General features: G+C 66.8%; 15 protein-coding genes, 1 tRNA gene and 2 pseudogenes. 8 read left to right on the plus strand and 10 right to left on the minus strand.

Going from position 1 to position 19938, the window contains the following annotated elements; all coding sequences use genetic code 11:
* Positions 1–13 precede the first annotated feature (13 nt).
* Positions 14–2854, minus strand: a complete 2841-nt coding sequence (locus U1839_RS02935) for a PAS domain-containing protein (RefSeq protein ID WP_332802180.1) — start codon at positions 2852–2854, stop codon at positions 14–16.
* Positions 2855–3055: 201 nt separating this feature from the next.
* Between U1839_RS02935 and U1839_RS02940 the strand changes: the two genes are divergently transcribed.
* The gene (locus tag U1839_RS02940; protein ID WP_332802181.1) at positions 3056–4222 is read left to right on the plus strand and encodes a PrnB family protein; all 1167 of its coding nucleotides are present in this window, start codon (positions 3056–3058) and stop codon (positions 4220–4222) included.
* 194 nt (positions 4223–4416) lie between these two features.
* Here the strand turns inward: U1839_RS02940 and U1839_RS02945 are convergent, their stop codons facing one another.
* The 3 genes from U1839_RS02945 to hrcA all read right to left on the minus strand — a co-directional run bounded on the left by U1839_RS02945 (position 4417) and on the right by hrcA (position 7378).
* Positions 4417–5640 carry a threonine synthase gene (locus tag U1839_RS02945; protein ID WP_332802182.1) on the minus strand — a complete coding sequence of 408 codons (1224 nt, stop codon included), beginning with the start codon at positions 5638–5640 and terminating at the stop codon, positions 4417–4419.
* Positions 5641–5764: 124 nt separating this feature from the next.
* Positions 5765–6325, minus strand: coding sequence for a nucleotide exchange factor GrpE (grpE, locus tag U1839_RS02950; protein ID WP_332802183.1), 561 nt, complete (start codon positions 6323–6325; stop codon positions 5765–5767).
* A gap of 9 nt (positions 6326–6334) precedes the next feature.
* Complete coding sequence (hrcA, locus tag U1839_RS02955) at positions 6335–7378, minus strand: heat-inducible transcriptional repressor HrcA (RefSeq protein ID WP_332802184.1); 1044 nt, start codon at positions 7376–7378, stop codon at positions 6335–6337.
* 670 nt (positions 7379–8048) lie between these two features.
* Between hrcA and rph the strand changes: the two genes are divergently transcribed.
* Both rph and rdgB read left to right on the plus strand, forming a co-directional pair.
* Positions 8049–8765: a ribonuclease PH gene (gene rph, locus U1839_RS02960; RefSeq protein ID WP_332802185.1), complete on the plus strand. Its 717-nt coding sequence runs from the start codon at positions 8049–8051 to the stop codon at positions 8763–8765.
* On the plus strand, positions 8762–9388 hold the full coding sequence (gene rdgB, locus U1839_RS02965; RefSeq protein WP_332802186.1) for an RdgB/HAM1 family non-canonical purine NTP pyrophosphatase: 627 nt from the start codon (positions 8762–8764) through the stop codon (positions 9386–9388). Before rph ends, rdgB begins: the two co-directional genes overlap by 4 nt.
* A gap of 62 nt (positions 9389–9450) precedes the next feature.
* Here rdgB and U1839_RS02970 read toward each other — a convergent pair whose 3' ends face one another.
* Positions 9451–9969 (minus strand): glycine cleavage system transcriptional repressor, encoded by a 519-nt coding sequence (locus tag U1839_RS02970; RefSeq protein WP_332802187.1) that lies wholly within the window; start codon positions 9967–9969, stop codon positions 9451–9453.
* 54 nt (positions 9970–10023) lie between these two features.
* Positions 10024–10572: a CAP domain-containing protein gene (locus tag U1839_RS02975; protein WP_332802188.1), complete on the minus strand. Its 549-nt coding sequence runs from the start codon at positions 10570–10572 to the stop codon at positions 10024–10026.
* Positions 10573–10610: 38 nt separating this feature from the next.
* Between U1839_RS02975 and hemW the strand changes: the two genes are divergently transcribed.
* Both hemW and U1839_RS02985 read left to right on the plus strand, forming a co-directional pair.
* On the plus strand, positions 10611–11765 hold the full coding sequence (gene hemW / locus U1839_RS02980) for a radical SAM family heme chaperone HemW (RefSeq protein ID WP_332802189.1): 1155 nt from the start codon (positions 10611–10613) through the stop codon (positions 11763–11765).
* Between the two features lie 9 nt (positions 11766–11774).
* Positions 11775–12449 carry an HAD family hydrolase gene (locus tag U1839_RS02985; protein ID WP_332802190.1) on the plus strand — a complete coding sequence of 225 codons (675 nt, stop codon included), beginning with the start codon at positions 11775–11777 and terminating at the stop codon, positions 12447–12449.
* Between the two features lie 347 nt (positions 12450–12796).
* On the opposite strand, the gene U1839_RS02990 is transcribed toward U1839_RS02985, so the two are convergent.
* The gene (locus U1839_RS02990) at positions 12797–12973 is read right to left on the minus strand and encodes a hypothetical protein (RefSeq protein ID WP_332802191.1); all 177 of its coding nucleotides are present in this window, start codon (positions 12971–12973) and stop codon (positions 12797–12799) included.
* A gap of 216 nt (positions 12974–13189) precedes the next feature.
* Between U1839_RS02990 and U1839_RS02995 the strand changes: the two genes are divergently transcribed.
* The 3 genes from U1839_RS02995 to U1839_RS03005 all read left to right on the plus strand — a co-directional run bounded on the left by U1839_RS02995 (position 13190) and on the right by U1839_RS03005 (position 16914).
* Complete coding sequence (locus U1839_RS02995; RefSeq protein WP_332802192.1) at positions 13190–14359, plus strand: dipeptidase; 1170 nt, start codon at positions 13190–13192, stop codon at positions 14357–14359.
* Positions 14360–14424: 65 nt separating this feature from the next.
* On the plus strand, positions 14425–16791 hold the full coding sequence (locus U1839_RS03000; protein WP_332802193.1) for a putative bifunctional diguanylate cyclase/phosphodiesterase: 2367 nt from the start codon (positions 14425–14427) through the stop codon (positions 16789–16791).
* Positions 16792–16837: 46 nt separating this feature from the next.
* Positions 16838–16914, plus strand: a tRNA-Trp gene (locus tag U1839_RS03005).
* A 171-nt stretch (positions 16915–17085) separates the two neighbouring features.
* On the opposite strand, the pseudogene U1839_RS03010 reads toward U1839_RS03005, so the two are convergent.
* The 3 genes and pseudogenes from U1839_RS03010 to trbL form a co-directional block, all read right to left on the minus strand.
* Positions 17086–17799 (minus strand): annotated as a pseudogene (locus tag U1839_RS03010) (TrbG/VirB9 family P-type conjugative transfer protein); the annotation flags it as partial.
* Positions 17796–18601 (minus strand): annotated as a pseudogene (gene trbF / locus U1839_RS03015) (conjugal transfer protein TrbF). The pseudogenes U1839_RS03010 and trbF, both read right to left, overlap by 4 nt.
* Before the next feature lie 3 nt (positions 18602–18604).
* A complete protein-coding gene (trbL, locus tag U1839_RS03020) occupies positions 18605–19906 on the minus strand; it encodes a P-type conjugative transfer protein TrbL (protein WP_332802194.1) in 1302 nt (433 codons plus the stop codon).
* Positions 19907–19938: the final 32 nt, after the last annotated feature.

Here is a 19938-nt window from a genome sequence, read left to right on the forward strand (position 1 = left end):
CGTTTGAACGGGATCAGCGTGCCCCCACCAACCGCGTGATCCGCGCGGCCAGCGCATCGATCGTGAAGGGCTTGGCGAGCAGTTCCATTCCCTCTTCCAGCGGACCGTCGCCGACCACCGCATTCTCGGCAAAGCCGGTGATGAACAGCACGGGCAGGCCCGGGCGCAGTTCGCGGGCGATGTCGGCGACCTGGCGGCCGTTCATGCCGCCGGGCAGGCCGACATCGGTGATCAGCAGGTCGATCCGCGCATCCGAGCGCAATGCGGCGACGCCTTCCGCGCCGTCGCCTGCCTCGATCGCGCGATAGCCGAGCTCGTCGAGCAGATCGGTGACGAGCATGCGCACGCCCGGCTCGTCCTCGACCACCAGCACGACGTCATCGGTTGCCACCTGCCGGATCGTCGCGCGCCGGCCGCCCTCGCCCGGCGTGACCACCGTGCCGACATGGCGCGGCAGATACAGGCTCATCGTCGTGCCGGCGCCGGGTGCTGAGCGGATGTGGATCTGCCCGCCCGACTGGCGGGCGAAGCCATAGATCATCGACAGGCCGAGGCCGGTGCCCTGTTCCTTGGGCTTGGTCGTGAAGAACGGCTCGAACGCGCGGGCGGCGACCTCGGGCGGCATGCCGATACCGGTGTCGGACACGCACAGGGTCAGATACGCGCCCGGCGACAGATCGCGCTCGGCCGCGCCCGCCTCGTCGAGCCAGACATTGGCCGTCTCGACCGTCAGCACGCCGCCGTCGGGCATAGCATCGCGCGCATTGATGCACAGGTTGAGCAGTGCATTTTCGAGCTGGTTGGCATCGACCTGCACCGCCCAGCTGTCCGCGGCATGCAGGATGCGCAAGTCGATGCCCGGCCCCACCGTGCCGCGCAGCAGATCCTCCATCCCGGCGATCAATCGCCCGACATCGCTCGGGCGCGGATCGAGCGGCTGGCGGCGCGCAAAGGCGAGCAGCCGATGGGTCAGCGCGGCGGCGCGCCCCGCCGCGGTTTGCGCCGCGCCGATATAGCGCGGCAAGGCGTCGATCCGGCCCTGTTTGAGGCGCAGCTGCATCATCTCCAGCGCGCCGGAAATGCCGGTCAGCAGATTGTTGAAATCATGCGCCAGCCCCCCGGTCAGCTGGCCGACCGCCTCCATTTTCTGCGCCTGGCGCAGACTCTCCTCGAGCTCGCGCAAACGCGTCACGTCGATGCCGACGCCGACGACCGATTCGAGCTGGCCCTGGTCGTTGAGCAGCGCATGGTTGCGGACCATCACCCAGCGTTGCGACCCATCGGGTCGAACGACGCGATATTCGACCTCGTCGCCGCCGATCTGGTCGCGCATCTCGGCGAACACACCCATGAGGCGTTCGATATCCTCGGGATGGACCCGCGCGAGCAGTTCCGCCATCGACGCGCCGGATTCCGCCTGCTCGGCGGAGAAGCCGTAGAGCGCGGCAAAACCGGCATCGCTCTGGAAGCGGTCGTTGGCGATGTCGTAAGACCAGATACCGACCCCATCCATCGCGCCGAGGACGAGCTGCGTGCGCTGTTCCGCAGCACGCAACGCCGCCTGCTGGCGGCGCTCGTCGGTGACATCGCGCGCGATGGCATAGAGCCGGTCCTCGGCCAGTGTCGCGGTCCATGACAGGTAACGATAGTCGCCGTCGCGCGTCCGCATGCGCAGCTCGTAGCGGTTGATCTCGTCACCGCGATGCAGCGTCGCGAGCCGTTCCCGGCGCGTAGCGAGTTCGTCCGGATGAAGCAGCCATTCGGAAGTCCTGCCGATCAGCTCATGCGCTTCCCAGCCGAGCATTCGCGTCCAGGCCGGGTTGACGCTGCGCCAGGTGCCGTCGGGATCGGCAACGCCGAGCAGATCGTGACTGACCTCCCATACCCGGTCGCGTTCGGCGGTGCGCTCGGCGACCTCACCGACGAGGCGACGGTTGCGCTTGCGCAACTGCGATGCGGCGCGGGCCCGCTCGACGGCATCCCAGGCGAGCTGCGCCGCTTCCTCGACCAGCGCGATTTCACCTTCCGACCAGCGCCGGCTTTCCGCCTGGCCAAGGTAAAAGGCGCCCTCCCAGCGCCCGTGACGGACGAGCGGCACGCTGATCCCGGCACGCGTGCCGGTCGCGGCCAGGCCATTGCTGGCGGGAAACACCGCGTCCGCTTCGTCACCGCTGAAGACCAGTGTGCCGCCGCTGCGGATCACCCGACCCACCGCATCGCCGAAGGTTGCGGAGGGCATGTCGCCGGTCAGCGGCGCGAGCTTGCCCCCTGTCCAGCACGGTCCGAAGCGAATGATCGTGTCATCGACGACCTCGAAAAATCCCGTGCGATCGACAGCGAGCCGCAGGCCGATCGCCTCCGCGGTCATCCGCATCAGGTCGTCGGGATCCTGCAGCAACCGCTGCCGTTCGACCAGCGACAGGATGAATTCGCGCTCTTCCTTCTCTTGGCGCAGATCGGCTTCGGCGCGCTTGGTCGCCGTAATGTCGAAGGTGACGCCGGCGAACAGCGTCGGACGACCGTCGGGCCCATGCCGACAACGCCCCTGGACCGAAATCCAGCGCTGCTCGCCATCCGGCATGCGCAGCCGACACTCGGTTTCGAGCGACGCACCGCTGGCGATCGCGGCGATGAACCGGTCGCTGACCGGATCGTGATCGTCGGGATGGACGTGCACGAGGAAGCTGGCAGACGGTGCCCCTTCCGCCGCCAGCGGCGGATCGATGCCGTAGAGCCGTGCGGTCCGTTCGTCGCCGGAGATGATATCTTTGGTAAGGTCCCATTCCCAGGTGCCGATGCGACCCGACGCGTCGAGCGCCATGCGCAGCCGGTCCGCGCTGCCGCGTTCGGTCATGGTAGCGCAGGGGTTGAAAGAGGCATCGGCACTCGTCACCCGGACCAGATTACAGGCAAGCCGCGGACGTTGCCGCTTGCCCGGCGAGCCTCGCGCACGAACGGCGGCGCTGTCAACAGCGTCGCAGCGACTGGCGTCGCCCGACGGACCGCGCTAGGAGATAGTTTCACAAGAAACCACTTCTCGCAGGACAGGAACAGCATGACCCTCCACGACCTGAGCCATTACGGGCTGTCGGGCGAACGCGGCTATCTCTCGCACGCCGAGATCGACGATGTCGAATTGCCCGACGATTTCGCCGAGGTCGAAGGGGCGGCGGCGATGCTGTCGGCGCTGGTCACGACGGGCCGGATTCGGCACTGGCTCGACAGCCTGGCCATGCCCGACATGGACGCGTTCCTCGCCAGCGCGAGCGAGGAAGAGATCGGCGTCGCGATGGTGCGCTATTCCTTCCTCGTCCAGGCCTATGTGTGGGGCGAGCCGACGCCACCGGCGTTTCTGCCGGCCAATCTCGCGCTGCCGCTGGTCGCGCTCAGCGATCATATCGGCTTCCCGCCGGTGATGAACTATGCCGGCTATGTGCTCGACAACTGGTACCGGCTCGACAAGGACGGCCCCGTCGCACTCGAGAACATCGTGATGGACCAGCATTTTGCCGGCGGGCAGGACGAGAACTGGTTCGTCCTCGTCCATGTTGCGATCGAAGCGACGGCGGGCCGGGCGCTTCAGCTCGGCGTCGAGCTGGTGCGCGCCAGCGATGCCGGCGATGCCGCGCGGGTCGAGGCGCTGCTGACCGAGATGAACGGCGTGTGGGACGAGATCAACGCGATCTTCGACCGCATGACCGAGAAGTGCGATCCGTACATCTATTACAACCGCGTCCGCCCCTATATCCATGGCTGGAAGAACAATCCGGCGATGCCCGAGGGGCTGATCTACGAAGGCGTGGCGAAGTTCGGCGGCAAGCCGCAGCCGTTCCGCGGGCAGACCGGATCGCAAAGCTCGATCGTGCCGGCGATGGACGGGCTGTTCCAGGTCGTTCATACTCAGGACGAACTGCGCGATTTCCTGGCGGACCTGCATCAGTACCGCCCGCGCAAGCACCGTGCCTTTATCGAGGACATGCAGGCGGCGAGCCATCTGCGCGACTTCGCCAAGGGCCAGCACCAGAGCCTCAAGGACGCGTTCAACGCCTGTGTCGAGCAGGTCGCGCGCTTCCGCAGCCGCCATCTCGAATATGCCGCCGCCTATATCAACAAGCAGGCCTCGTCGGGCGCGGGCAACGACCCCGATGTCGGCACCGGCGGCACGCCGTTCATGAAGTATCTCAAAAAGCATCGCGACGAGAATAGGGCGCAGACGATTTGAGCCTACTCCCTCTCCCCTCAATGGGGAGAGGGTCGGGGAGAGGGGTGGCCACAAATGCGAACGTTCGCGTTACTGCCCTCTCCCGACCTCGCTACGCTCGGCCACCAGCAACGGGTGAACAGCGCCCCGCGCTGTTCAGGCCATGCCGGGGGCATGGCCGACCCGTTGCTCCCCAAAGGGGAGAGGGCAAAAAGTCACAGATCGTCGAAGTCGATCGGGCCGTCCTTGTCGATTGCGACATTGGCCGCCGGCATCGGATATTTCAGCCCGGTCGCGCAGTTGAACAGCACGACCTCGTCATCCTCGTCGACCAGCCCGGTGTTGAGCGCCTCGTGATAGGCCGCCAGCGTCGCACCGCCCTCCGGGCAGAGCAGCAGGCCGTCCTTCTTCGCGCAATCGTCGACCGCCTTGAGAATCGCGGGGTCGCCCACGGCCATGGCCTTGCCGCCACTCTCGCGCACCGCGCGCAGGATCAGGAAGTCGCCGACCGCCTTCGGCACGCGGATGCCGGCGGCGACGGTGCTGGCATCCTCCCAGCGCTCGGCATGCTCGACGCCCTCTTCGAAGGCGCGGACGATCGGCGCACAACCCGATGCCTGCACTGCAAACATCTTCGGCCGCTCGGCGCCGATCCAGCCGAGTTTCTCGAGTTCGTCGAACGCCTTCCACATGCCGATCAGCCCGGTGCCGCCACCCGTCGGGTAGAAGATCGCCTTGGGCAACCGCCAGCCGAACTGCGCGGCGAGTTCCAGCCCCATCGTCTTCTTGCCCTCGATCCGGTAGGGCTCCTTGAGCGTCGAGAAGTCGAACCACTTCCCCTCCGCCGCGCCCTTGCCGACGATCGCGCCGCAATCGTCGATCAGCCCGTTGACGCGGTAGACGCGCGCGCCCTGCATGGCGATCTCGCGGACGTTGATCTCGGGGGTGTCGTCGGGGCAGAAGACGATCGTCTCGATCCCGCAGCGCGTCGCATAGGCGGCAAGCGCAGCCCCGGCATTGCCGTTGGTCGGCATCGCGATCTTCGTGACGCCGAGTTCGCGCGCCATCGCCACCGCCATGACCAGCCCGCGCGCCTTGAACGAGCCCGTCGGCAAGCGGCCCTCGTCCTTGACCAGCACCTTCGGGCCGCCCGACCGGGGAATCGGCACGAGCGGCGTTTCGATCTCGCCGAGGCTGACGATGCTGCCGGTGTGGCGCACTGGCAGCAGCTCTCGCCAGCGCCACAGATCGGTCGGCCGCGCCGCGATCATCGCGCGCGGCGCGACGGCGCGTACCATGTCGAGATCGTAGCGTACCAGCAGCGGCCGCCCGGCGCGCGACAGGCCGTGAAGCTGGTCGGCCTCGTAACGCTCGCCGGTCAGCGAGCATTCGAGATGCGTCACGAAGGTCGGGCGATCGGTGGTGAGGTTCGGGTTCATCTCTACTCCTCCCCTCCCTGGAAGGGAGGGGCCGGGGGTGGGTAGGTATGAGGTGAGCGAGTCATTCCCTCGCGGGCCGACCCACCCCCAACCCCTCCCTGACCAGGGAGGGGAGTCGAAACAGTCAGTCCGCCTTCTTCGCCACCCCGACCAGCGCCGGACGCAGCAGACGGTCCTTGATCATGTAACCGGCCTGCATTTCCTGCACGACGGTGCCGGGCTTCTCGTCGCTCGGCAGTTCGAACATCGCCTGGTGGCGATTGGGGTCGAGCGCTTCGCCGATCGTCGTGATCTTGACGATGCCGTGACGCGTGAAGACGGCGGCGAGTTCGCGGCCGGTCGCTTCGAGGCCGGTGACCAGCCCCTTCATCTTATCGTCGTCGCGCAGTTCGGCGGGAATCGCCTCCAGCGCCCGGCTGAGATTGTCGGCAACGGTCAGGATGTCGCGCGCGAAGCCGGTCGCGGCATAGGTGCGCGCATCGGCGATCTCCTTTTCCGACCGGCGGCGGACATTCTGCGCCTCGGCATGGGCATAGAGCACCGCCGCCTTCGAATCGGCCAGTTCCTTTTCGAGCTCGGCGACGCGGTCATGCTCCGCCACTTCCGGCGCGGCCTGCGCGGTTTCGGCGCGCAGCTCCTCGGCTTCGGAAACATCGACGGCACTATCGTTCTTGTCCTTGGTCATTCTGCTCTCTTAACTCATGAGCCGCGCGAGGGTCGCGGCCGTGAAATCCACCATGGGCACGACGCGCGCATAGTTCAACCGAGTCGGGCCAATGACGCCGACGACTCCGACGACGCGACCGCCCGCGCCGTGGAACGGCCGCGCGATGACCGACGAGCCCGACAACGAGAAAAGCTTGTTCTCCGCGCCGATGAAGATCCGCGTCGCATCACCCGCCGCGGCGCTGTCGAGCAGGCGCGAAATCTCCTGCTTGCCCTCGAGATCGTCGAGCAGTTCGGTGATGCGTTCGAGCTGCGCCGCGTCGGCGGCATCGATCAGACGGCCCTGCCCGCGCACGATCAGCACGGGCCGGCGATCGCCATCCTCGCTCCACACCGCGAGACCGCGCTCGACCAGCGTCCGCGCCGCACCGTCGAGTTCCGCGCGCTCCGCCGCGACCTGACGCGCGATGCGCTCACGTGCCTCGACCAGCGTGAGGCCGCCGAGCGTCGCGGTCATGTAATTGCCCGCCTCGATCAGCGCGATCGGCGAGATGTCGCGCGGCAGGTCGATGACGCGATTCTCGACCGCGCCCGTGTCGCTGACCAGCACGGCCAGGGCCTTGTCCGCCGACAGCGGCACGAAGCTGACCTGACGCAGCACCAGTTCACGCTTGGGCACGAAAACTAGGCCCGCACAGGCGGATAGTCCGGAAAGCGCGGCCGTTGTCGCGGCGAGCGCCTCCTCGACCGGGCCGGACTGCCCGGCCCGCGCTTCGATCGCCGCGCGCTCCTCGGCACTCGGTTCGAGCGCCTGCATCATGCCGTCGACGAACAGCCGCAGGCCGGAATCGGTCGGCATCCGCCCGGCGCTGGTGTGCGGCGCGGCGAGCAGGCCGAATTCCTCGAGGTCCTGCATCACGTTACGGATCGAGGCCGGCGACAGATTGAGGCCCGAGAGCTGGGCAATGGTGCGCGAGCCGATCGGTGCGCCGGTGTGCAGGTAACTTTCCACGACGACGCGGAAGACGTCGCGCGCGCGATCGTTCAGTTCGGTGATGGGAGGCGCGGACATCACCGGCATGTAGGGGCTGACGCGCCTTCGCTCAACCGCGCCGACGGAAGGGCCGTGGCACTATTGGCCGCCGCTCATCATTCGCTCCTGCTGCCCTGGTTTCGACGCCCAGGATCAAAGCGGAATCCGGGTCGAGGCCCAGCGCCGACATGGCGAGGCCAAAGGCGCGCGACACAGCTTCGTTGTCATGACAGGCGCGCAAGCGCGTAGCCGTGCGATTGTTCCACCAGGCGATAGTGAAGTCCGCAGCCCCGCTGGCGGATGCTGCCACGCCGCGATCGCAGCCGAGGAGAGAATCTGAACCTCCTGGCATCAGGCCAGAGAGTAGATTCGATGCCTTGAGGAAGCGCGCAGGGGCTATATGCGAGCGAACGATGCGGTCCGCCTCGCCCGGACCAGCCGTGAGGCGCCTTTCAAGTCGTCCATCCGCATGCACGGTCACGTCGAAGCTGGGGCATTTTCCAAGGCATATGCGCGGCAGAAAGTGAGAGCCAAGGGTGAGCGCCTCAATTCTTGCGGATCGTGAGGGGGCAGCGTTTGCCGGTAGGGCCAATGTCGCGAGAATGAGCAGAATCCATTTCACATATTTACCCCTTCCGGCTGCACCGAGACTGGCGCCTGCGCCGCTCCACGTCTAGGCAGCGCCGCAACCATTCTCAGGAGACTCCCCATGCGCCCCTCCGGCCGCGCCCCCGATCAGATGCGTGCGATCAGCATCGAGCCGCACTTCACCCGCCACGCCGAAGGATCGGTGCTGATCGGGTTCGGCGACACCAGGGTGCTGGTCACCGCCTCGGTCGAGGAGCGCCTGCCGCCCTGGCTGCGCGGCAAGGGCGAGGGCTGGGTCACGGCCGAATATGGCATGTTGCCCCGCGCCACGCATACGCGAGGCAACCGCGAAGCGGCCAAGGGCAAGCAATCGGGACGGACGCAGGAGATCCAGCGGCTGATCGGCCGGAGCCTGCGCGCGGTCACCGACCTCAAGCTGCTCGGCGAGCGCCAGATCACGCTCGATTGCGATGTGATCCAGGCCGATGGCGGGACGCGCACCGCGGCAATCTCCGGCGCGTGGGTCGCGCTGCGGCTGGCGATCGACGGCCTGATGGCCGAGGGCAAGCTCACCGCCGATCCGCTGACGCAGAAGGTTGCCGCCGTCTCGTGCGGTATCTTCAAGGGCACGCCGGTGCTCGACCTCGATTATGATGAGGATTCGAACGCCGACGCCGACGCCAATTTCGTTCTGCTCGAAAACGGCAACATCGCCGAGGCACAGGCGACGGCGGAAGGTGCTACCTATGACGAGGAAGCGCTCCTCCGTCTATTGCGCCTGGCGCGGATCGGTTGCGCCGACATCTTCGCCGCACAGGCCAAGGCCGTCGCGAAGTGAGCGGCGAGGGCGAGACCCCGCAGGCGATCCGCAAGCTCGCCCCCGGAAAGCTCGTCATCGCCAGTCATAATGCCGGCAAGGTCCGCGAGATCAGGGCATTGCTCGGCCCCTATGGCATCGAGCCGGTCTCGGCTGCCGATCTCGACCTGCCCGAACCCGAGGAAACCGGCACGACCTTCGTCGCCAATGCCGAGTTGAAGGCAATGCAGGCCGCCGACCTGTCGGGCCTGCCCGCGCTGGCCGACGATTCGGGTCTGTGCGTCGATGCGCTTGGTGGCGAGCCGGGCATCTTCTCGGCGCGCTGGGCGGGGCCGGACAAGGATTTCGGGCTGGCGATGCGGCTGGTCGAGGAGCGGGTGAGCGCGATCGACGACGCGCCACGCAGTGCGCATTTCGTCTGCGCGCTCGCGCTGGCCTGGCCCGACGGCCATGTCGAATGGTTCGAGGGACGCGTCGACGGCACGCTGGTCTGGCCGCCGCGCGGCGAGCATGGCTTCGGCTACGATCCGATGTTCCTGCCCGATGGCGAGACACTGACCTTCGGCGAGATGGCGCCCGAGGCCAAGACCCCCCTCACCCACCGCGCCGCCGCCTTCCGGCAACTGGTCGCCGCGGTCCTCTGATCGCTGCGCGAACAGCGCTACGCACCACGGCTTCGCCCCGACGCTTTCCGGACGGCGGCGGATCAGCCCGGTGGTGAAACGGTGAAGTCGACCATGATCTCGCCCGAAATCGCTTCCAACGCCGCGCCGACCGCATCGGTCGCCGTGCCGGCCGGGACAAGCAGCCGCGCGGTGGCGCGGAAGAGCTTCTCGCCCGACCAGGCGCCATTCTCCACGCTGGTCGCGAAATCCTCGATATTCACGCCAAGCCGCGCGAGGACGCTCGTCACCTCGCGCACGATCCCCGGACGGTCCTGGCCGACCAGGTCGAGGTGCAGCGCTTGACCCGCGAGCGGCAGCTGCTCAACCGCGGCGAGCAGCGTGACAGCGAGCCCATCGGCATCGATGCGATGCGCGGCGGCCTCCAGTGCAGCCAATCCGCCGGTGGGAATATCGACCAGCACCGAGCCGACATATCGCCCCCCGAGGCGCGCCAGCCGGCTTTCCAACCAGTTGCCGCCCGCCGCCTGCACCGCCTCGGCCAGCGCCGCGGTCAGCCCGGGGCGATCGCTGCCCGCCACCGTCAATATCACCGCTGCCATCCTCACCTCGTCTCCGCTGGTCGCATGCAGCGTCGCACAAGGCGGCGCCGCTTGCTAGAAGGCGCGCTGCCCGACGACATTGCCGGGCGGCGCGTAGCGGCAAACGAGATAGTCATTGTCGCGATTGCTCGCCAGCGCACAGCCGACCGTCGTTGAGGTGCGCCAGACCATCTGGGTGTAATGCGCGACATCGCCCCAGCGGCCGGTGCTACTGAAATCGGGCGTCGGCGCCGCTCGGTAATAGCGCCGTTCGGCGACCCAGTGGCCGAGCATTTCGTCAAAGCCAAAGGCGTCGCGCGTCCCCATCCACAGATTTTCGCCCTCGCGCGACGGCCCCTGCGGCTGGGCGGCATGTTCGAAGCGATTTTCGCGCGCCAGCGTGGCGGCATACGCGGCGGCGTCGGTCGCGAGGCGATCGTCCCAGACCAGCGGCGCGACCCCGACCGCCGCGCGTGCGGCATTGTGGCCGCGCAGCATTGCGGTGCGCAGTAGCGCACCGCCGCGCGGCGCGGGTGCCATCGTGGTCCGCCGTTCGACGACCTGGGTCGGCGCCTCGGCGGCGCAACCGGCCAGCGCCAGTATCGCAAGCAGGATCGCACGCATCTTCCCACACTCCTCGACCCACGTCATAGCGCACCCCCATGAACGTCGCCGAAACGCCGCCGCTCGCGCTTTATGTCCATTGGCCGTTCTGCGTCTCGAAATGTCCCTATTGCGACTTCAACAGCCATGTCCGGGACGCCGTCGACCAGGTGGCATGGCGCGCGGCGCTGCTCGCCGACCTGGCGCATGAGGCGGCATTGTTGCCGGGGCGGCGCCTGGGGTCGATCTTCTTCGGTGGCGGCACCCCCTCGCTGATGCCGCCCGAGACGGTCGCGGCGATCATCGACGCGGCATCCGCGGCATGGCCGTTCGACGACGACATCGAGATCACGCTGGAAGCCAACCCCTCCTCGGTCGAGGCGGCGCGCTTCGCCGATATCGCGCGCGCCGGGGTCAATCGCGTGTCGCTCGGCTTGCAGGCGCTCGACGACGATGCGCTACGCTTTCTGGGCCGCGCACATGGCGTCGACGAAGGACTCGCCGCGCTGGCGACCGCGCAACGGGCGTTCGCGCGTGTCAGCTTCGACCTGATCTATGCTCGACCCGAGCAGTGTCTGAAGGATTGGGAGGCCGAACTGGCGCGCGCCTTGGGCTTCGGCACCGAGCATCTGTCGCTCTACCAGCTGACGATCGAACCCGGCACGCGCTTTGCCACCGATGCCGCTGCCGGTCGGTTGCACATTCCGGACGGCGATGCCGCCGCCGACCTGTTCGAAGCGACGCGCGCGCTGACCAAAACGGCCGGCTTGCCTGCCTATGAGATTTCCAACCATGCCCGCCGCGGCGCCGAGAGCCGGCACAACCTGACCTATTGGCGCTACCGCGACTATGCCGGGATCGGCCCCGGCGCGCATGGCCGACGCGGCGGGATGGCGACGGTGCGGCACCGCAAACCGGAAAACTGGCTGTCGGCGGTCGCGCGCAACGGCCATGGCGCACAGAGCGAGGAGCGGCTCATCCCCGCCGACCGCGCGAAGGAAGGGCTGCTGATGGGGTTGCGCCTGCGCGAGGGCATCGACCTCACCCGGATCGCGCTGCTGGGCGAGGCCCCCGTCGCCGCGCTGGTCGACGAGACGGCGATCGCGCGGCTGGCGGACCAGGGGTTTGTCGCCCGGGCCGGCGATCATCTTCGCGTACGCGAGGCGGGCATGCTGCTGCTCGACGCGATCCTGCCGGCGGTCGTGGCGGGATAAGGCGAAGCGATGATCCGGGCCGTCTACTTCGATGTCGGCGAGACGCTGGTCGATGAAACACGCCAATGGGGCCTGTGGGCCGACTGGCTCGGCGTGCCGCGGCTGACCTTCTTCGCCGCGCTCGGCGCGGTAATCGCGCGTGGCGAGCACCATCACCGCGTGTTCGACCCTTTCGCTCCAGGGCTCGACATCGCGCAGGCAGAGCGCGAGCGCGCATTGGAGGGCGACAGATATCGGATCGAGCGCCGGGACTTCTACCCGGATGCCCTCCCCTGCCTCGCGGCGCTGCGCGAAAGTGGCTTGATCGTCGGCATCGCCGGCAACCAGCCCGAGGATGCGGAAGAGGCGCTGCGCGCCGCGGGAGCGGAAGCGGACCATGTGGCGTCGTCGGCGCGATGGGGTGTCGAAAAGCCGTCACCGCATTTCTTTGCGAAGATCATCGAACAATGCGGCTTCGCGGCCGGTGACATCGCCTATGTCGGCGACAGGCTCGACAATGATATCCTGCCCGCCAGGGCGATGGGCATGATGGCGATCTTCATCGAGCGTGGACCTTGGGGTGTGATCCACGCTTCGCAGGGCGACCTTCGTTGCGCCGATGCCCATGTGCGCTCGCTCTCGGAGATTCCGCCGCTGTTATCCAGCAGGCACTCGTCCGTCAGTGGCGAGGTTCGCGAAGATTGATCTTGATCGGCGCGATGCCAAAGATCGCACTATGTCGGCGGACCGATGCGAAACATGCCTCGAGCGAGCCATGTACGCTGCCATGAACCAATACCGATCCAGCAAGATCCATTCCCCGCCAACTCCAGTTCGTCGAAACCGGCCCGCCGGAGTTACATCCGGCAACGGATTCAACGAAAACTTCTCATTTTTGTGGATGCTCGATCATACAATTAAATCTCTTGATCGCATCAATAGTTTCAATTGAAATTCGCAATTTACAAATGGTCGCGATTAAAAATATCGCTTTGTAAATTTTTACGGGGAAGTCGCCATATATTGACATATAGCATGCCAGATATTTTTGTTCAGAATCTGGACCATGTTTCCCCACCATTGGAGCCGATCAAGCGCTCTTGAGCGGAGCCGGCGATCACGACCAATGCCGCCGAAAAGCCGGGCGCCTGCAAATCGCGGACCTCGAGCCTGGCCGGCAACGCCGCCAGACGATCGGCCGCCGCCTGTACCTTGACCGGATCGCTCACGCCGCCGCGCAAGGATCGCCATTCAAATCATACACTTCCCATTGCTGCGACGCCACGCCACCGAACCGCGACCGCCACGCCGGCTTGGCAGGAGCGCGCACACCGATCATAGCGCCGCATGACCACCTGCCTCGCCATGTGTCGCGACGGGCGAAAGCATCATCCGGCGCCGTCTGCCGACTCCGGCGGCAAGGCCCCGAACCTGGAGCAAGCATCATGATCCGCAAATTGTTGCTCGGTTTCCTCGGCCTCGTGGTGATCGGCGCGATCGCCTTCTTCATCCTGGCGCCCGGCATCGTCGAGCGGGGAATGAACAAGGTCGAAGCGGTGCCGCTCAAGGTTACCGACCGCGCCAAGGCGCTGCACGCCACGCTCCAGGTCGCCGACATGCACGCCGATACCCTGCTGTGGCAGCGCAGCCTGCTGGACCGCGCGACTCGCGGTCAGGTCGATCTGCCGCGCCTGCTCGCGGGCAACTACGCGCTGCAGATATTCTCCTCGGTCACCAAGACGCCCAAGGGCCAGAATTACGACGCCAATCCGGCCGACACCGACAACATCACCGCGCTCGCCATCGCCGACCTTCAGCCGATCCGGACCTGGGGCTCGTTGCTGGAGCGGTCGCTGTGGCATGCGCAGAAGCTGCATCGTTATGCCGCCAACTCGAGCGGCCAATTGCGCGTGATCGAAACGCCGGCGGAACTCGACCAGCTGCTCGCCGATCGCGCGCGCGGCAAAAAGGTCGTCGGCGCGATGCTGTCGGTCGAGGGGCTGCAGGACGTCGAGGGCAAGCTCGACAATCTCGACCGGCTCCATGCGGCGGGCTTCCGCATGGCGGGGCTCGCGCACTTCTTCGACAATGAGGTTGCCGGATCGATGCACGGCATGGCCAAGGCCGGATTGACGCCGCTCGGCCGGCAGGTCGTGCGCCGCATGGAGGCACTCGGCATGGTGGTCGACATCGCGCATGCCAGCCATGCCACCGTCGCCGAGGTGATAGCGATGGCGCGGCGGCCGATCGTCTCGAGCCATGGCGGCGTGCAGGCGACGTGTCACGTCAACCGCAACCTGACCGACGACGAGATTCGCGGCATCGCCCGCACCGGCGGTGTGATCGGCATCGGCTATTGGGATGCCGCGATATGCTCGACCCGGCCCGAGGCGGCGGCGGCGGCGATCGCGCATGTACGCGATATCGTCGGCATCGATCATGTCGGACTGGGCTCGGATTTCGACGGCGCGGTGACCACCGGCTTCGATTCGAGCCAGCTCGCCGCGGTGACGCAGGCGTTGATCGATCGCGGTTTTTCCGACGCCGACATCGCCAAGGTGATGGGTGGCAACGTGTTGCGCGTGCTGCGCGCGGGGATAATCGCCGGGCAGTGATTATTTCTGGCCGTGTGCGCCGCGTCTAACCAAGTGCTAACCAAATCCGCGCTACAGGATGCGCGGTGAGCAATCGGCACTCTTCCCAATTCGCGCAACCGCGCATCGACGCGCGTGCCCTGCTGGGTCTGTACGACCCGCCGGATTCGACCGACTGGGCGCCCATTCGCGCCGCGCAGCTCAATGCCGGGAGCCAGTTGGCACTGTTCATGCTCGGCGCCAATGTCATCGGTGCGGCGCTGGTCGCGATCCTCGTCGACCGGCTCGTCCCGCATTGGGCGGTCGCTTCCTGGGGCGCGATGGTGGCGGCGATCGCCGCGACCGTCACGCTGCGTCGCCTCGGATCGCGCGAGCGCACCGCACAGACCGCCACGCTCAAGGATGTGCGCGACACGATGCTCGAAGGCCTCGCGCTCGGTGTCGTGTGGTCGGTACCGCCGATCGCGATCGGCCTGCGTGCCGATGCGAGCACCGCGCTCGGCCTGTGGATCGTGCTGTCGTTGCTGATGACCGCGTCCGCCGTGGCAATGGCGGCGCTGCCACTCGCCACGCTCAGCTTCCTGTTCGTGCTCGGCGCCTCGGTGTCGACGATGCTTTATGTCGTCGGCGGGCCGGTGCTCGCCGCAGCCTCGGCGCTGTTCGCGACGCTGCTGATGATTGCCTGTTTCGGACGCGGCAAATCGCTGGTGGTGATTCGCGCCGGCGAAATTGCGCTGGCCGAACGCGACGAGACGGTCAGCCTGTTGCTGCGCGAGTTCCAGGACCAGAATGGCGACTGGCTGTGGGAGACCGACGCCAATCGCCGCGTGATCCGCGCCTCGCCGCGTTTCGCGCTGTCGTTCGATCTCGACCCCGCCTCGATCAATGGCCTGCCCTTTCTGCAGGTGCTCGCCGGCCCGACCTGGGAAGGCGGCAACTTCACCACCGGCCTGCGCGAACTGGCCGACAAGATGAAGCGCCGCGAGGGCTTTCGCGACCTGCTGCTCGCCGTCCACATCAAGGGCGAGGAACGCTGGTTCGAGATTGCCGCGACCCCGCGCTTCGACGATGACGGCACCTATACCGGCTTTCGCGGCGTCGGCTCCGACGTCACCGAGCAGCGCGCCTCGGCCGACAAGATCAACCGCATGGCCCGGTTCGACACGCTGACCGGCCTGCCCAACCGCCTGCTGGTCAACGAGGCGCTGGCCTATGCCATGGCCGAGGCCGAGAAATGGGGCTCGCGCTGCGCCTTCATGATGATCGATCTCGATCGCTTCAAGGCGGTCAACGACACGCTCGGCCATCCGATCGGCGACCGCCTGCTCGGCCGCGTGTCGGAACGGCTCGGCCAGCTCGTCACCGAGAATGAAGTCATCGGGCGCCTCGGCGGCGACGAATTCGCCGTGGTCGTACGCGACGCGAGCGACTCGCTGCGCTGCGAACGGCTTGCCCAGGCGATCATCGACACGCTGTCGCGTCCCTATGAGCTCGACCAGCACACACTGTACATCGGCGCCAGTGTCGGCGTGGCATTCGGCCCGCGCGACGGCCGCACCGCCGAGATGCTGATCCGATCCGCCGATCTCGCGCTGTATCGTTCCAAGGACAGTGGCGGCGGCGCCTTCCACGTCTATGAGCCGCAGCTGCACGTCGATGCCGAGGAGCGCCGCGTGCTCGAAATGGCGCTGCGCAAGGCAGTGCAGAACAACGAGATGCACCTCAACTACCAGCCGGTGGTCGACGCCGCGACCGGCCGGCTCAAGGGCTTCGAGGCGCTGTTGCGCTGGAATCATCCCGAGCATGGCAATGTCTCGCCGGTGAAGTTCGTGCCGCTGGCCGAGGACGCGCGGCTGATCGTGCCGATCGGCGAGTGGGTATTGCGCACCGCCTGCGAGGAAGCGGCGCGCTGGCCGTCGCAGACGCGCGTCGCGGTCAACGTCTCGCCCGAGCAGTTGCACAATCCGAGCTTCGTCACCGTCGTCGCGCAGGCGCTCGCCAATAGCGGCCTGCCCGCCGAACGGCTCGAACTCGAGGTCACCGAGAGCGTGTTCATGCGCGAAGGCACCTGCGCGATCCAGGTGCTCGAACGCATCCTCGATCTTGGCGTGCGCCTCAGCCTCGACGACTTCGGCACCGGTTATTCCTCGCTCGGCTATCTCAGCCGCACGCGCTTCTCGTCGATCAAGATCGACCGCAGCTTCGTGCAGGGCGCGTCGAAGGGCGAGAAGGAGGCGATCGCGATCATCCGCGCCGTTGTCGCGCTGGCGCAGAGCCTCGGCATGGCGACCACCGCCGAAGGCGTCGAGACCGAGGCCGAGCATCACATGGTCCAGGATCTCGGCTGCACCAAGGTGCAGGGTTATTATTTCGGCCGGCCGCTGCCGGTCGAGGAAGCGCGCGCGATCGCACAGCGCGACTGCGGCGAGGGATCCGCCGCCGCCGCTGCGTGAAGCGCTTGCCCGCGGCGATACGTCACGCTAAGGACCCCGACGGCCTAGGGGTGTAGCTCAGTTGGTTAGAGCGTCGGTCTCCAAAACCGAAGGCCCTCGGTTCGAGTCCGAGCTCCCCTGCCAATCCTCGTTTTGGGGTTTTTTGCCCTCCACCGCCCCACTATTAGGGCTGGACGGCATCGCATTTTTTATAATGATTTCAAAGGGCTTGCGGTATTCCGCCGAGACCTTACGGTCCCGAAACGAGCAGTTCGAAAGTACCACAGAAAGTAGGTGTTTTTCGCGCAAGGGACGCCACGCCGGCTTATCGCCGGTGATGGCATAGTCGAACCGCAGCTGATCCACCTCGAGCCCCGTCGCGATCGGCGCAGCCGCGACAGCCTGCTCTTCGGCCTGCTTCAATGCGATCAGCACATCCTGCGGATAGGTCCATGACAGGGACGCCATCGCGGTCGCGGCCGTGCTGGTCAGCGCGACATGATAGGTGCGCCGGTCGGTCGTGATGACGAGGTTGGTGGCAAGGCCAGCCGCGAACGGCTTGACTAGGATATGCGTGCGCTTGTCAGCCCCTGCCCCGCTGGTCGTATCACCGATGACCCAGCGCACGGTGTCGCCGCTTGCCACCGCGACGAGTTGCTCGCCCGGTTGCAGTGTTACGTCCGTGACCCGACCGGGCGCTGTGTAGACCTGGAAGACGATGCCGGGTGCAAAGGGGAAGACCTGTTCGGCATTGACGAACCCCTGCGCTCCGGGCGCCAGCGTGGCCGCGCGGTTGGCCGAAGCGACCTCGGCGACCGCGCGCGAAACATGGCGGTGGTGAGGATGGTGCCGAGCCCGCCTGACCGGGGCTGATGCCACCGGGTTCGCTAGAACTGGCGTTGCCGGACGGACCAGGGGCGCGGCGGCTGGCCTGGGATTGGGCGACAGGAGCGGCACCGATGGCGCGTCTGCCGCGATCGACACGGCCAGGATCGCCGGCAAAGCCGGCAAGGCATAGATGAACTTCACGGCTGGACCTCCGGGTTTGCGGGTGCGGTGGGTTGGGCGGCGAGATTGGGATCGAGCGGCGAGCCGAGTGGCAGATTGGCGGGCGGCAGCGCCCTGACCTGAGGCGGCGCGGGCGGCGTCGCCGGCTCGAGTTCATGGCTCCAGTCGATCGCATCGACATAGATGCCGAGTGGGTTCTTCCTGAGCGTGTCAGCCGATTTCGGCGCTTGGGTCACGATCGACAGGATGCCCGTCCAATGCGACGTGCCGGCCAGGGCACCATGCTCGTACGCCGTCTCGGTCCATTTGATCTGGAACGACCGGTCGGACGCGCGCACCACGCTGGTGACCTGCACCGAGATCGTGCGCTCGCCCAGATCGGCGAACGGCTTCGCGCTGCGGGCATAGTCACCGAGAAATTGAGCGCCGCGGCGGGTGGCGAAATCATAGGCCGATAGCCAGTCGCGGCGCATCAGCACCGGATCGAGCGTCACCGATCGGATGTTCTCGACGAACTTCGCCAGATGCCAGGCGATCTGCGGGTCAGTCGGCCGGTAGCCGGCCTCGGCTTGACCGCCCGCGCCTCGCCCAGCCGATCGACCTCGACGATATACGGGGTCACGTGGCTTTGCAGCGACTGCCAGATCAGCGCGCACGACATCGCGGTGGAGAGGCCAAGTCCGCCAAAGGCCATCAGTCGCCAGTTGCGCGCCTGTACACGGGCGGAGCCGATCCGCTCATCCCAGAGCTGGCCGGCACGCTGATAGGGCGTGGACGGTTCGGGGGTGCGCCCATAGCGCTGGACGCTGCGCTTGAAGAACATCGCTCAGTCTTCCTTTTCCTTGATGTCGGGAGTGGCGGACGCGCCGCCGCGGTCGCCCTCGCGCAGGGCTTGCATCGCGACCTGGCGGTGGTGTCTGGAGTCCTGCTGACGCTTGAGCGCCTGCGCCCATTCGGGCGTGCTGCCCCCACCTGCCGACGAGGCTTGGTCAGAGGTCTTGTTGCCGTTGAGTGCAGACCATGCAGCGTCACGCCCGCGCTCGGCGGCTGCCGAAAGCCCCAGGCCGCTCGACATCTTCGCGCGGACCGTGTTCGCAGCAGCGCGCCCAACCCCGCTCAGGCCGGCACCCACGGTGGTTGAACCGGCAGCCGATTGGCCGAGCTGATAGGAAGCGGACGCCGCCGAGCCCATCGTGGTGCCGGCGCGAATGGCACCGAGCGCAGCCCCGCCGACCGCGCTGGCGCCGCCAATCGCCGCGCCGCCCGCCAGAGCCGTAATCCCGGCCGCGCCAACGGCGGTGCCGAACGCCGCACCCGCACCAAGCTGCGGGGCGCCGGCGACCAGACCGGAGGCGATGCCCGGACCGAAGATGCCGAGACCGAACAGCGTGAGCGACGCGAGGACTAGGCTCATCGCCTGACTGAAATCCGGCTCCTGCCCCTGCAGGCTTGTGGTGAATTCGGTGAAGAAGTTGGAGCTGATGCCGACGATCACCGCGAGCACCATCACCTTGATGCCCGACGACACGACGGTGCCCAGCACGCGTTCGGCGAGAAAGCTGGTGCGGTTCCACAGCGCGAACGGCACGAGGACAAAGCCGGCAAGCGTGGTGAGCTTGAACTCGAGGATGGTCACGAACATCTGCACGGCGAGGATGAAGAAGGCGAGGATCACGAGCGCCCAGGCGAACAGCAGCACGGCGATGGTCAGGAAATTGTCGAAGAAGGTCGTGAACCCGATCAGCTGGGAGACCTGCTGGAGCAGCGGCCAGGCGGCGGAGAAGCCGGTTCCCGCGAGACGACCGGGTTTCAGGAGATCGTCGGCCGACATCGTCCCACCGCCAGCGGTGAGGCCGGCTGCCGCGAAGGAGCGGAAGATGATGTCGGCGAGCGTCGAGAACTGGTTCAGGATGAACGCGAAGGCACCGATATAGAGGATCTTCTTGATGAAGCGGCCGATGACATTGTCCTCGCCGCCCATCGCCCAGAACAGGCCGGCAAGCGTGATGTCGATCCCGATCAACGTGGTGGTCAGGAAGCCGACATCGCCGCCCAGCAGCCCGAACCCGCTATCGATGTAGCGGATGAAGGTCTGCATGATGCGGTCGATGACGTTGAGGTTGTCCATGGGAAGTCAGCTTCTGCGAAGGGTGAATTTTG

It is taken from the genome of Parasphingomonas halimpatiens, from assembly GCF_036663795.1.
GTDB lineage: Bacteria > Pseudomonadota > Alphaproteobacteria > Sphingomonadales > Sphingomonadaceae > Sphingomonas.

Excerpts from the sequence above, each read along its gene's own strand:
- U1839_RS02940 (WP_332802181.1), top strand. The coding sequence starts at position 3,056 with ATGACCCTCCACGACCTGAGCCATTACGGGCTGTCGGGCGAACGCGGC.
- U1839_RS02935 (WP_332802180.1), bottom strand. The coding sequence starts at position 2,854 with ATGACCGAACGCGGCAGCGCGGACCGGCTGCGCATGGCGCTCGACGCG.
- grpE (WP_332802183.1), bottom strand. The coding sequence starts at position 6,325 with ATGACCAAGGACAAGAACGATAGTGCCGTCGATGTTTCCGAAGCCGAG.
- trbL (WP_332802194.1), bottom strand. The coding sequence starts at position 19,906 with ATGGACAACCTCAACGTCATCGACCGCATCATGCAGACCTTCATCCGC.
- U1839_RS02995 (WP_332802192.1), top strand. The coding sequence starts at position 13,190 with ATGATCCGCAAATTGTTGCTCGGTTTCCTCGGCCTCGTGGTGATCGGC.
- U1839_RS02985 (WP_332802190.1), top strand. The coding sequence starts at position 11,775 with ATGATCCGGGCCGTCTACTTCGATGTCGGCGAGACGCTGGTCGATGAA.
- U1839_RS02945 (WP_332802182.1), bottom strand. The coding sequence starts at position 5,640 with ATGAACCCGAACCTCACCACCGATCGCCCGACCTTCGTGACGCATCTC.
- U1839_RS02970 (WP_332802187.1), bottom strand. The coding sequence starts at position 9,969 with ATGGCAGCGGTGATATTGACGGTGGCGGGCAGCGATCGCCCCGGGCTG.
- U1839_RS02975 (WP_332802188.1), bottom strand. The coding sequence starts at position 10,572 with ATGCGTGCGATCCTGCTTGCGATACTGGCGCTGGCCGGTTGCGCCGCC.
- hrcA (WP_332802184.1), bottom strand. The coding sequence starts at position 7,378 with ATGTCCGCGCCTCCCATCACCGAACTGAACGATCGCGCGCGCGACGTC.
- rph (WP_332802185.1), top strand. The coding sequence starts at position 8,049 with ATGCGCCCCTCCGGCCGCGCCCCCGATCAGATGCGTGCGATCAGCATC.
- hemW (WP_332802189.1), top strand. The coding sequence starts at position 10,611 with ATGAACGTCGCCGAAACGCCGCCGCTCGCGCTTTATGTCCATTGGCCG.